A 12,976-nucleotide genomic window follows, 5' to 3' on the forward strand; every position below is an offset into this window, starting at 1 on the left:
GTTTGCAAAATGACCAAGATTGCATTCGTTGGAGCAGGCTCCACGATTTTCATGCGAAACATCGTGGGCGATGCACTGCTTACCCCTTCCCTGGCGGACAGCCACTTTGCGCTGATGGACATCGACCCAGAGCGGCTGGCTGAAAGCGAAACCGTGGCAAAGGCCATGATCCGATCAGTGGGAACTGGTGCGACCGTCACAACCCACACCGACCGACGGGCAGCCCTTGAGGGCGCGGATTTCGTGATCACCGCGTTTCAGGTGGGTGGCTACAAACCCTGCACGGTCACTGATTTTGAGATCCCGAAACAATACGGCCTGCGTCAGACCATCGCCGACACGCTGGGCGTCGGAGGAATAATGCGTGGTCTGCGCACGGTACCAGTGCTTTGGGGCGTCGCGCAGGACATGATGCAGCTTTGTCCCAACGCGACGTTGCTGCAATACGTCAACCCGATGGCGATCAACACCTGGGCGCTGGCCGAGCGGTTTCCGGCCTTGAAACACGTAGGCCTGTGCCATTCGGTCCAGAACACGGTCGAGGAACTGGCACATGATCTGGACCTGCCCAAGCATGACATCCGATTCAAGGTCGCAGGCGTAAACCACGTCGCCTTTTTTCTGCGATTGGAGCGCGACGGGCGCGACCTCTACCCGGCGCTTCGTAAGGGCTATGCCAGTGGGCAGTTGCCAAAACCGCCTTTGCTGATGCCGCGGTGCCCGAACAAGGTGCGATACGAAGTCATGGATCACTTGGGCTATTTCTGCACCGAAAGCTCGGAGCATTTGGCCGAATATGTCCCTTGGTTCATTAAGGAGGGACGACAAGACCTGATTGACCAGTTCGGGATTCCGCTGGACGAGTATCCGACACGGTGCGAGGAACAGGTCGCCAGTTGGAAAGAACAGGCCAAAACGCTTACCGATGGCCGCAACATCGAAGTAGAGCGCAGCCACGAATTTGCCGCCGACCTGATGAACGCGATCGTCACGGACACACCCTATGTGGCCTATGGCAACCTGCCCAACACGGGACAGATACCGCAATTACCGCTTGGCGCAGCAGTTGAGACCCCTTGTCTGGTGGACAGCAACGGCGTTCAGCCATCTGTTGTGGCGGATATTCCGCCGCAACTGGTTGCGCTGATGCGCACTCAGATCAACGTGCAGGAACTGACCGTTCGGGCTTTGGTCGAACAAAACCCGGAGTTTATCTATCACGCTGCGATGATGGACCCGCATACCGCAGCCGAACTGGACCTCCGACAAATCCGAAACATGGTCAGCGATCTTCTGACTGCACATGCTGATTGGCTGCCTGACTGGTGCCAGCCCGCCAAAGCCGCTTGAAAGGGTAAAGCCTATGACCAAGAAACGCCGCTCGGAACACTGGTACGGAAAGCTGGACAAGGACGGATTCATCCACCGCTCGTGGATGAAGAACCAGGGTTTTCCCGACCACGCTTTTGATGGCCGCCCGATCATTGGCATCTGTAATACATGGTCGGAATTGACCCCCTGCAACTCGGGCCTGCGCGATCTGGCCGAGGGTGTGAAGCGCGGTGTGTGGGAGGCTGGAGGGTTCCCTGTCGAATTCCCCGTCATGTCGCTGGGCGAGACACAGATGAAGCCCACCGCCATGCTGTTCCGCAACCTTCTGGCGATGGATGTCGAGGAATCGATCCGCGCCTATGGCATCGACGGTGTCGTCCTGCTGGGCGGATGCGACAAGACCACGCCAGGGCAGTTGATGGGTGCGGCTTCGGTCGATCTGCCGTCCATCGTGGTCAGCTCGGGCCCGATGCTGAACGGCAAGTATCGGGGGCAGGACATCGGTTCGGGCACGGATGTCTGGAAGTTTTCCGAAGCCGTGCGCGCCGGAGAGATGACCTTGCAGGATTTCATGAACGCTGAATCCGGCATGTCGCGCAGCGCGGGGGTCTGCATGACGATGGGTACGGCCTCGACCATGGCCTCGCTGGTTGAGGCGATGGGGATGAGCCTGCCCACAAACGCGGCCCTGCCCGCAGTTGACGCGCGGCGCATGGCGCTGGCGCATCTGACCGGAAAACGGATTGTCGAGATGGTGGACGAAGACCTGAAACCGTCGGACATCCTGACCAAGGAAGCGTTTGAAAACGCCATCCTGACCAACGCGGCGGTCGGTGGGTCGACCAATGCAGTCGTGCATCTGTTGGCTCTGGCCGGTCGTGTCGGAGTGGATCTGTCGCTGAAAGATTTTGAGATCGGGTCAGAGATTCCCTTGTTGGTGAACTGCATGCCCTCGGGCAAATACCTGATGGAGGATTTCTGCTACGCCGGTGGTGTGCCGGTCGTTCTGAATGAACTCAAACCCTTTCTACGACCCGCGAATACCGTGCTGAACAAGGACATCTCGGCCCATTACGAAGGGGCTGAATGCTTTAACCGCGATGTGATCCACGGCTTTGATGATCCTGTGAAACCCGCTGCGGGGCTGCGTGTACTACGCGGCAATCTGGCACCGAACGGGGCGATCGTAAAACCCTCGGCCGCAACAGATGAATTGTTGGAGACCGAAGCGGAGGCCTATGTTTTCGAAAGCATCGAAGACCTGAAAGCCAACATTGACCGCGAAGACCTGCCCGTCACACCCGAGACCATTCTGGTGCTCAAGGGATGCGGTCCCAAGGGTTATCCGGGGATGCCCGAAGTAGGCAACATGCCAATCCCGGCCAAGCTGGTGAAAGACGGCGTGCGCGACATGATCCGTATCTCGGACGCGCGCATGTCTGGCACGGCTTTTGGCACCGTCATTTTACATGTCAGTCCCGAAGCTCAGGCGGGTGGCACGCTGGCGCTGGTCAAAACCGGGGACCGCATCCGCGTGTCCGCAAGCAAGGGTGAGTTGGAACTGCTGGTTGACCAAAATGAACTGGACGCGCGCCGCGCAGCCTGGCAACCGGATGACCCGCATTACACCCGTGGATACGCGAAACTTTACATTGATCACGTCTTGCAGGCTGATCAGGGCGCGGACCTTGATTTTCTTGTCGGCAAGGACACCCGCCTCGTTACCAGAGAGAGCCATTGATGGACCAACCTGCCACTTTTCATGACCTGAATGGGGCCACTGTCTATATCACGGGTGGCGGATCGGGCGTTGGAGCGTCGCTGACCGATGGGTTCATGGCTCAGGGCGCAAATGTCGCCTTTATCGGCCGCTCGGACGCCAGCGCGTTTGTCGAGCAGATGCGTGACAAACACGGTCGCGCGCCCTTGTTCATGCAGGGCGACATGACGGATACCGAATTGCTGCACGCGACGATGAACAAGGCGGCCGAGGAATACGGCCCAATCAACGTGTTGGTGAACAACGCCGCGAACGACAAGCGCCACTCCCTGAAAGAAACTACGACCGAGTTTTGGGACTGGATGATCGAGGTGAACCTGAAGGCGTATTACTTTGCCTGTCAGGAGGCCGCCCGACAAATGCAGGGCACCGGCGGGTCGATCATCAATTTCAGTTCGATCAGCTATATGATGGGCAATGCCGGTTATCCGATCTACACAACCTCAAACGCTGGAATTACCGGGATGACCCGTTCTCTGGCGCGTGAGTTGGGTCCGCAGAATATCCGGGTAAACGCGCTGGCACCCGGATGGGTGCTGACGCAAAAGCAGTTGGACATGTGGGCAACGCCCGAGGATCTGGCCGCGCATATGGACCGACAATGCCTCAAGGAACACCTGACGCCAGAAGACATGATCGGGCCCACCTTGTTTCTGGCGTCGCAGGCCAGCCGAGCGATGACAGGGCAATGCATGGTCGTCGACGGTGGCGTGGTGGTGACGGGGTAATGCAATGAGTATTGAATGGATCGCAGCAGACTGGGGAACCTCTCATCTACGGGTATGGGCGATGCAGGGCGAAAAGATTCTGGATCAGGCAGAATCCGACAACGGCATGGCCCGTCTGACCAAACATGAGTTTCAATCCGCGCTGCTGGACCTGATCGAAGGTTGGTTGGGCAACACCACAACAGACGTTGTCGCGTGTGGCATGGTCGGCGCAAGGCAAGGCTGGGTCGAGGCCCCCTATTCCACCGTCCCCGTCGCCCCTCTTCCAGCTGCCCCAATCCGTGTGCCCGACACGGACGCCCGCATTCGCACATTTGTCGTGCCCGGGTTGAAACAAAACGCTCCGCCGGATGTCATGCGCGGTGAGGAAACCCAGATCGCCGGATTTTTGGCCAGCCGTCAAAACTGGGACGGCGTCCTTTGCCTGCCGGGGACGCATACCAAGTGGGTGCAGATCAGCGCCAATGAAGTTGTCAGTTTCCGGACGTTCATGACCGGTGAACTGTTTGAGCTGTTGCGCGGTCAATCGGTTCTAAGACATTCGGTTGGCGAGGGGTGGGACAACGCCGCCTTTGCCGAAGCAGTCGCGGACACCTTGTCGAAACCAGAACAGCTTGCAGCACGATTGTTTGGCTTGCGGGCCGCTGATCTGTTGCACGGCCAAGACACCGGTGTCGCGCGAGCCCAACTTTCCGGGTTTTTGATTGGCGCGGAACTGGCGGCGAGCCGCCCCTATTGGCTGGGTCAGCAAATTGCCATCATCGGTGCCGAAGGCATCGCAGCGGTCTATGCAAACGCCCTCAAGCAACAAGGTGCTCTTGTTGAAACTGTCGACACAACGCAATCCACACTGGCGGGTCTGTTTCAAGCCCGCCTCCTGACGAGGCAAACTGTATGAGCCGTCCCATCATTGCCATCCTGCGCGGCTTGCAACCGACCGAAGCAGCAGAAATCGGACATGCCCTGATCCAAGCAGGTATCGACCGGATCGAAGTTCCGCTGAATTCACCCGACCCGTTGGACAGCATCTCGCTCTTGTCAGAGAAATTTGGCGATCAGGCACTGATCGGAGCGGGAACCGTTCTGACACCGCAGCAAGTAGACGACGTGGCCCACGTTGGCGGAAAGCTTGTCGTGTCGCCCAACTGCGACCCGGAGGTCATTCATCGCACGGTCGAACTGGGCATGCAGAGCTGGCCCGGAGTTTATACCCCAACCGAAGCCTTCACCGCGCTCAAGGCCGGAGCGACAGGGTTAAAACTGTTTCCCGGTGTGATGGCAGGGCCTTCCGGTCTGGCGGCATTGCGCCCGGTCCTGCCTGCGGGATCACTGATCTTTGCGGTGGGCGGTGCCGGTCCTGAGAATTTTGCCGAGTGGATCAAAGCCGGTGCCGATGGTTTTGGCATAGGCTCCGCGCTTTTCAAGCCGGGTATGACCGTGCGCGAGGTCGCGGACCGGGCGCAGCGGATCGTATCGGCCTATGACGAGGCCGCCGGATGAGCCCGATCTTTGACAACCGCCCCTGCGAATTGGGCGAAGGACCGTTGTGGCACCCCAATAGGCAGCAGCTTTTCTGGTTCGATATCATCAACAAACGCATGATGTCGCAAAGGGACGGCGAACAACTCAGCTGGGACTTCCCGGAACATGTTTCGGCTGCGGGATGGGTGGATGAAAACACCCTGCTGATCGCGTCTGAGACCGGGCTGTGGCGTTTCGATCTGACGAGTAACACGAAAGACCTTGTCGTCGCGTTGGAGGCTGACAACCCTGTCACGCGATCAAATGACGGCCGCGCCGACCCTTGGGGCGGGTTCTGGATCGGCACGATGGGCAAGAACGCCGAACCAGGTGCGGGCGCGATCTATCGCTATTGGCGGGGCGAGCTACGACAGCTTGTGCCAAATATCACGATCTCGAACGCCATCTGTTTCGCACCGGACCGGTCCTGCGCGTATTATACTGACACAGCGACCAAACGGGTCATGCGGTGGGCACTGAACGCCGAAACCGGATGGCCTGAAGGCGAAAGCACGGTTTTTCTCGATCTGCGGGTGGACTGTCTGAACCCCGACGGCGCTGTTGCGGATACGGCAGGGAATATTTGGATTGCCCAATGGGGCGCGCACCGGGTGGCGGCCTACGACCCCGACGGTCAATTCCTGAAAGCTGTGACCTTCCCCGCCGCGCACGTGTCTTGCCCGGCATTTGGCGGAGCAGACCTGACGACACTCTATTGCACGACCGCGCGCGAAGGTCTGGACGAAACCACCCTCTCACAACACCCCTCGAACGGAATGACCTTTGCCGCGATTGATGCCGGTAAAGGGCAACCAGAACACAGAGTCATCCTATGAAGCCAGAACTTGGCGTGTGCTACTATCCCGAACATTGGCCCGAGGATATGTGGACGGACGACGCCCAAAAGATGATCGAAACCGGGTTGAGCTGGGTTCGGATCGGCGAGTTTGCCTGGAGCCGGCTGGAGCCCACCCCGGGCGACCTGCAGTTTGACTGGTTGGACCGGGCCGTTGAAACACTCGGGGCGGCCGGGCTGAAGATCGTGATGGGAACGCCCACGGCGACGCCACCGCGATGGATGCAGGAAAAACACCCCGACATGCTGGCGGTTGATGCACAGGGGCAACCACGAAAGTTCGGATCGCGCCGACACTATTGTTTCAGCCACGCAGGATATGTTGCCGAATGCGCCCGTATTGCCCGGATAATGGGCAAGCGTTACGGGAATAATCCCCATGTCGCCGCGTGGCAGATCGACAATGAATATGGCTGCCATGATACAACACTCAGCTACAGCGACCCTGCCCTGCGCGCCTTTCAGAACTGGCTTGAGGATCAATACGGCACCATTGATGCGCTGAACTCTGCCTGGGGCAATGTCTTTTGGTCGATGGAATATGACGGGTTTGACCAGATCGACCTGCCAAATCTGACAGTGACAGAACCAAACCCGGCGCATGTTCTGGCCTTTCGTCGGTTCAGTTCCGATCAGGTGGTAAAGTTCAACAAAGCGCAGGTCGATGCTCTGCGCCCTTTGACGCACGCGCCCCTTTTGCACAACTACATGGGTCGCACGCTGGAGTTTGATCATTTCAAAGTCGGGGCAGATCTGGATATCGCTACATGGGACAGTTATCCCATCGGGTTCCTGTCAGACCGGCTCGAGGCTGATGAGGCGCACAAGACGGCCTTTTTGCAGCAAGGTGACCCCGACATGCAGGCGCTTCATCACGACCTTTATCGCGCCGTCGGGCACGGGCGCTGGTGGGTCATGGAACAACAGCCGGGTCCGGTGAACTGGGCACCGTACAATCCGGCGCCCTTGCCGGGGATGGTCCGGCTCTGGTCGCTTGAAGCGGTGGCGCATGGCGCCGAAGTGGTCAGTTATTTTCGGTGGCGGCAGGCACCGTTCGCGCAAGAGCAGATGCATGCAGGATTGTTGACGTCGAACAACCGACCGGCTCCGGCCTTGTTCGAAGCGCAGCGAACCAGCGATGTGCTGTCCCAACTGGGCGAGGTCCAACAAAGCAAGGCGGAAGTCGCTATCGTTTTCGACTACGCGTCGGACTGGGCCTGGGCGACACAACCACACGGCGCTGGTTTCGATTATTTCCGCCTCGTGTTTTCGGCCTACCGCGCACTGCGACGAGCCGGGCTTTCAGTGGATTTCCTATCGTCGGACAAGATCCCCGAGAACGCTTACAAAGTGATCCTTGCGCCGGGTCTGGCGAGTGTGGATAGCGACCTTGAAAGACGACTCGGCAAAGGATGCGATCTGGCTGTCCTCGGCCCGCGCTCAGGGGCAATCACGCCGGATTTCCAAATTCCGAAAACGGGACGCCCAGGCCTGTCGGGTTTGGACTGTGATGTTGATCTGGTTGAGACGCTGCCCCCATCGGTAAAGCGCAACGTCGACGGCGGCGGCGCAGCGCAGCACTGGGTTGACCGTTTGTCGGGGTCAGCACCCGATTTGCTGACCTTTGAGGATGGCACCTCTGCCCTGAAAGGCGAAAACGGGTTTTGGTATCTGGCGGGCTTCCCGGATGTGGCGCTGTGGGATCGTGTGATCAAGATGGCCTCGCAACAGGTGGGAATGACGCTGCACCCGATGCCCGGCGGCCTTCGTCGGCGAGACACCAAGGGCCATACGTTCCTGATCAACTACAACGCAACACCCGTGGAATGGAACGGAATAAAGGTCAACGCGTGCGACGTTGCCATACTGACAAAAAATGCGCCCAAAGAGGGGTAATCTCTCCGGGCGCAGTCGGCCTTAGTCAGGCTTTCAATTATTCGGAATTAAGGCTGTTCGGGTCGAATACGCCACCGAACCCACCGTTATTTGACGGTGGCGTTTCGGTTTCCTGACTTTCTTCTTCACCGCTGCCCAAAGTGTTCGGCGCGAACACGTTGCCAAAGCCACTGTTGTTAGAAGGTTTAGGCGCAGATTGCCCCGCATCGCCTTGTTCGGCTTCCTCAGCTTCGCGCTTTTTGCGCTGTTCCTCGCGCTGCTTTCGCAGCTCTTGGATACGCTGTTCGGCTTCCAGACGTTTTTCCTCTTTGACATTGGCAATGCACTGGGCCGGGTTATACGCGGTCGCCGTGCCGACCACGGTAATCGTGGCGACAGCGAACACGACCAGAAGCACAGCAGCCATGTTGCCTGCAAAGAAGCTGGGCAGTTTGATTTTCCCTGCCAACTCCTCGACCGTGGCATTCTTGCGCGCGGCTGCAACCAATTCCTGACGCTTCAGCTTGGCCTCGTTCAGTAGGGCAAAGAACACGGTCAGCGCCACGATGATGAAAGCCAGCGCCGAGATCGACGGCGTGATGCCATAGCGCACTTTCTGCGCCAGTTCGATCGTCAGTGTCGGGTATTCGCCAAAGGTAAAGGTTGTCGTGTTGTAGTTCTCGAACGATGCAAGGAACGCCAGCACAGCCGCCGAAGCGATCGCGGGCCGCATGAATGGCAGCAGGATCTTGCGAAACGCCTGTGCGTGGGTTGCACCAAGGTCCAGAGCGGCCTCGGTCAGCGCGATGTCGTACCGTTGCAGCCGCGCCACCAGAACCAGCATGCAATAGCTTGCGATAAAGGTGGACTGACCGATCACAGTCAGGAAAACCCCGTTGGACAAAACGCTATCTGCGCCCAGCCCGAGCATACGGTTAATCCGGTCCCAGAACACCAGCGTCGATATACCCAAAACCACGCCCGGTATCAGGATCGGGGCAATGATGATCGTGTAGTAGGTCGCTCGCAGCTTGGGCCAAATCTGGGTCAGCATGAGCGCACCCGCCAGCCCCATCGCAACCGACAGAACGACCGTTCCTGCACCGATGATCAGCGAGTTCTTGATCCCGTTCAGAATACGCTGGTCCTGAAACAGATCCCCGAACCACTGAAAGGTCAGACACTCCCACGGAGTCATCCGCGGGAAGGCCGAGGAATTGAAGGCCGTAACCGACATGATCACAAGCGGACCAAGCAGGTACAGGAAGAAAAGGACCAGATAGACCCAGATGCTTACACGAAGGAAAGAGAGGTTCATTTCCCGATATCCCCCATGTTCACTTTGAACAGGCGCATGACCGCCAGAACGAACAAGATACAGGTCACCAGCAGAACGATCGCGTAGGCAGCGCCTTGCGGCCAGTCATTGTTGTCGTTGAACTGCTGGTAGATCAGTTGCGTGAACCACAGGCTGGACGGGCCGCCCAGAATCTGCGGGGCGGCAAGGGCGCCAGCGGATAGCATGAAAACCATCGTGCAGCCCGAACTGATGCCCGGCTTAGCGTAGGGAATGACCACACGCCAGTGAATCCTCCACCAAGGCGCGCCAAGATCACGCGCGGCCTCGATCTGGTTGTGATCGAGGCTTTCGATCACGTTGTAGATCGGGAAGATCATCAGCAGGATGTAAGCATATCCAAGACCCGCATAGAGGGCGATGTCGTTGCGGATAAAGTCAAAGGGCGTGTCCCAGATCCCCAGACCCATGAACAGGGTGTTCAGAACTCCGGTTTCGCCAAAGATGATCCGCAACGCGAACGCGCGAAGGATTTCGTTAATCCAGTAAGGTATGATCAGCATGATCGCGAAGATGCGAATATGGCTGCCTTTGGATTGCCCCAGATAGTAGGCGATCGGATAGCAGATGATCAGGTTGAATATGGTCACGCAAACAGCCGCGAGCAGCGTTCTGAAGAACACTCTCAGGTCGACCGAATTGTAGTCCTGAGATCCCCCTTCCGGGCCGTAAATCAGGTATTTGTAGTTCTCGAGCGTATAAACGTCCTTTGGTCCGCCGATTTCCGGCGGCGGCAGGTTCGGACGGAACGAAAAATCAAGCATCGAGAGTTGCGGCAGGATAATCAGGCCGATGGTCCAGAACAGGACCAGCCCCAATATCGCCAGCCCCATCCCGGTGCCGTTGCGATTGAAAAACTCCTTGAGGAATTTGGGCATGTTTCCGACCCTCTTATTCCGCAGCCAGTTCACCCGCCGGGACCAGAACCGCGTTTTGGGTCTCGTATTCCAGCGTGATGTTCTGTCCGGTGTGGTCTTGGAAGGACTGTCCGTGGTTCGGGATCGACACTTTGATCTCTTTGCCGCCCTCACCTTCGGTGAAGATGTTGAACACGTTGCCCTCGAACTCTTCGTGGTTGACCCGCGCCGTCACGAAATGGTTTCCCGATGCGCCTTCGGGCGCGATGGCAAAAGCCTCGGGGCGGATGAACATCATCGCCTCGTCGCCTTCTTTCATCTTGCCCTGATTGGCGCTGGAAATCCGCGCAACCAGATCGCCGGACCGGTTGGTGGCGATCAGGGCTTCGGTCCCCATGATCTGTTTGATCTTGCCTCGGAACACATTGTTTTCACCAACAAATGACGCGGCAAAAGCCGTGTTAGGATCGTTATAGATCGTTTTGCCGTCAGCGATCTGGTCAATCACGCCTGCCCGCATGACGGCAATGTTGTCCGACATGGTCAGAGCCTCACCCTGATCGTGAGTGATATAGATGAACGTGATGCCAACCCGCTGCTGGATCTCGCGCAATTCGGTCCGCATGTGCTGGCGCAATTTGAGGTCGAGTGCCGAAAGCGGTTCATCCAGCAACAACACGTCGGGTTCGGCGCACAACGCCCGTGCAATGGCTACGCGTTGACGTTGTCCGCCAGACAACTCGCTGGGCAGCTTGTCGCCCTGACCGGGCAGAGCGATCATGTCCAGCAACTCGTCCGCGCGCTTACGGCGCTGAGCAGCGCTGGCGCCCTTTATTTCCATCGAAAACGTAATGTTCTCCCAAACCTTCATCAGGGGAAACAACGCGAGGTTCTGAAAGATCAGCGCGGTCGGGCGTTTGTTCGGACCGATGCCTCGCATGTCATTGCCGCCGATCAGGACCTTGCCTTCGCTTGGGTCCAAAAACCCCGATACGGCGCGCAAAATCGTCGTTTTGCCGCAACCAGACGGCCCGAGGAACGAAAAGAAATCGCCACCGTTGATGTTCACATTGGCGTCCCTCACGGCGACGAAGTCACCGAAACGGATCCAAAGGTTCTCAAGATCTACACCGACCCCAGCACTCATTTTTGGTATCTCCGTCTGGTGCGTTTGCTACGCGCACCGAAATAGTGTCCGCCGCACCTTGTCGGTGCGCGGTTCGATTACCCTTCGCCGGGTGGCGAAGGGTATGATTTCATAGCGATCAGGCGCTTTTGAACTTGTTGACGAACTCGGTCCGGGTTTCTGCATACCACGGGGCCTCGGCCGGCCATGGGTTCAGATTGGCCAGAGAGTCGCCTGGATACGCTTCGGCAAAGTTCTTCTTGTAGGTGTCGCCGGAATACTGATCGGCGCCCAGAACAGGCGAGTTGTAGCCATGGCTGTCAATCGCGACACCAGCCGGTTTTGCCTGGTAAGCGAAGTCGATGAAGGCGTAGATCTGGTCGATATTCGCCGCACCGGTCGGCATCGCGATACCATCAACCCAGGCCATCGCACCTTCGACCGGAGCCTGATAGTGCACCGGCTCACCTGCCGATTTCAGCGCCAGCGGCGGACCATCCCAAGTTTGACCGACCACAACACCTTCGTTCAGCAGACCGTTTTTCTGGGTATCCGCGTCGTTCCAGATCAGCTTGATCCGGTTCTTGCGTTCAACGCACCAGTCGGTGATCTGACCCCAGACTTTGCGCATGGTGTCTTCGTCACCATAGGCCGCCCAGACAGAACCCGGCTCCATCTCGCCCGCGCGTTCCATATACAGACCCGCACCCAGCATCATGGAGTGTGCGCGGCCCATGGTCTTGCCGGCGTTCTCTTCAGACCAGACATCGCCATAAGAAGGCGCATCGCCCTCGGGCAGCCACAGATCGGTGCGATAGGCGATCCCTTCGGTGCCCCAGATATGCGGCAACCAGTGAACACCGCTGTCTGCAAAGTTCCAGGCGTCGGTGCCGATCGCTGCCATCGCCGGATTCACCAGATCAATCGGCACTTTGTTCATGTCAAAGGGCTGCAACAGCTCCAGCGGCTCCCATTGCAGGGACCGGTTGTTGGTGGGCGAGACAATGTCAAAGCCCTGACCTTTGGTCGCCTTCATCTTGTTGATGATTTCTTCGTTCGACCCGATACCGGTGTAATTCACCTTGATCCCGGTCAGAGTTTCAAACTCTTCCAAGAAACTGGGCGGCAGGTAGTCAGACCACATCAGAATGTTGATCTCACCCGAAGAGGCCAGCGCGCTTTTGCTGTAAAGGGGTGCTGCCAGCGCCGCCGCGCCCGCACCTTTGAGTACCGTCCGCCGGGACAGGTTTTGGTGTTTGGTCATTGTCTTACTCCCGTTGCAAATCCATTTTTTTGTTTTTATGGACACAGGCTAGACCTTTGCGATCCGGCTGTCAGTCCAAAAGTGACAGTTCCCGATTTTCATAAGTCCAGTTTGAAAACGATGGGCCGTTCACCTGCTGTGTATTGCAATGAAACTAAGGGGCTGGCGCGGATTGCGTGAAAAAGCGTATTGCGCCCCCAACAAGGGACGCAAGACGCGTTTGCTGCTTATTTTGGCAGCGCCGGTTCCATCGGACGCGTGAAAGGGTAAGAACCGGACT

11 protein-coding genes are annotated in these 12,976 nt (G+C 57.9%); 7 read left to right on the forward strand and 4 right to left on the reverse strand.

The genetic code is table 11. The features are described from left to right. Positions 1 to 9: 9 nt before the first annotated feature. The 7 genes from melA to ACR0MS_RS08890 are packed head-to-tail and all read left to right on the forward strand — an operon-like array spanning position 10 to position 8,113. Positions 10 to 1,350 (forward strand): alpha-galactosidase, encoded by a 1,341-nt coding sequence (gene melA / locus ACR0MS_RS08860; protein WP_480573969.1) that lies wholly within the window; start codon positions 10 to 12, stop codon positions 1,348 to 1,350. Between the two features lie 13 nt (positions 1,351 to 1,363). Continuing rightward, positions 1,364 to 3,073 (forward strand): IlvD/Edd family dehydratase, encoded by a 1,710-nt coding sequence (locus ACR0MS_RS08865; protein ID WP_480573972.1) that lies wholly within the window; start codon positions 1,364 to 1,366, stop codon positions 3,071 to 3,073. Then, on the forward strand, positions 3,073 to 3,840 hold the full coding sequence (locus tag ACR0MS_RS08870) for an SDR family NAD(P)-dependent oxidoreductase (protein ID WP_480573975.1): 768 nt from the start codon (positions 3,073 to 3,075) through the stop codon (positions 3,838 to 3,840). The genes ACR0MS_RS08865 and ACR0MS_RS08870 overlap by 1 nt, the downstream gene beginning before the upstream one ends. Positions 3,841 to 3,844: 4 nt before the next feature. Continuing rightward, positions 3,845 to 4,738: a 2-dehydro-3-deoxygalactonokinase gene (locus tag ACR0MS_RS08875; protein WP_480573978.1), complete on the forward strand. Its 894-nt coding sequence runs from the start codon at positions 3,845 to 3,847 to the stop codon at positions 4,736 to 4,738. Then, positions 4,735 to 5,340 (forward strand): 2-dehydro-3-deoxy-6-phosphogalactonate aldolase, encoded by a 606-nt coding sequence (locus ACR0MS_RS08880; RefSeq protein ID WP_480573981.1) that lies wholly within the window; start codon positions 4,735 to 4,737, stop codon positions 5,338 to 5,340. Before ACR0MS_RS08875 ends, ACR0MS_RS08880 begins: the two co-directional genes overlap by 4 nt. Further along, positions 5,337 to 6,197 (forward strand): SMP-30/gluconolactonase/LRE family protein, encoded by an 861-nt coding sequence (locus ACR0MS_RS08885; protein ID WP_480573985.1) that lies wholly within the window; start codon positions 5,337 to 5,339, stop codon positions 6,195 to 6,197. The genes ACR0MS_RS08880 and ACR0MS_RS08885 overlap by 4 nt, the downstream gene beginning before the upstream one ends. Further along, complete coding sequence (locus tag ACR0MS_RS08890; protein ID WP_480573988.1) at positions 6,194 to 8,113, forward strand: beta-galactosidase; 1,920 nt, start codon at positions 6,194 to 6,196, stop codon at positions 8,111 to 8,113. The genes ACR0MS_RS08885 and ACR0MS_RS08890 overlap by 4 nt, the downstream gene beginning before the upstream one ends. Before the next feature lie 37 nt (positions 8,114 to 8,150). Here the strand turns inward: ACR0MS_RS08890 and ACR0MS_RS08895 are convergent, their stop codons facing one another. From ACR0MS_RS08895 to ACR0MS_RS08910, 4 genes are all read right to left on the reverse strand, one after another. Beyond that, on the reverse strand, positions 8,151 to 9,410 hold the full coding sequence (locus ACR0MS_RS08895) for an ABC transporter permease (protein ID WP_480573991.1): 1,260 nt from the start codon (positions 9,408 to 9,410) through the stop codon (positions 8,151 to 8,153). Beyond that, positions 9,407 to 10,327: an ABC transporter permease gene (locus ACR0MS_RS08900; RefSeq protein WP_171125111.1), complete on the reverse strand. Its 921-nt coding sequence runs from the start codon at positions 10,325 to 10,327 to the stop codon at positions 9,407 to 9,409. Before ACR0MS_RS08900 ends, ACR0MS_RS08895 begins: the two co-directional genes overlap by 4 nt. Before the next feature lie 13 nt (positions 10,328 to 10,340). Beyond that, positions 10,341 to 11,453, reverse strand: a complete 1,113-nt coding sequence (locus tag ACR0MS_RS08905; protein ID WP_480573994.1) for an ABC transporter ATP-binding protein — start codon at positions 11,451 to 11,453, stop codon at positions 10,341 to 10,343. A 118-nt stretch (positions 11,454 to 11,571) separates the two neighbouring features. Then, entirely contained in the window at positions 11,572 to 12,696 is a 1,125-nt protein-coding gene (locus ACR0MS_RS08910) for an extracellular solute-binding protein (RefSeq protein WP_480573997.1), read from the reverse strand. Positions 12,697 to 12,976: the final 280 nt, after the last annotated feature.

It is taken from the genome of Ruegeria sp. CJ2, assembly GCF_056536745.1.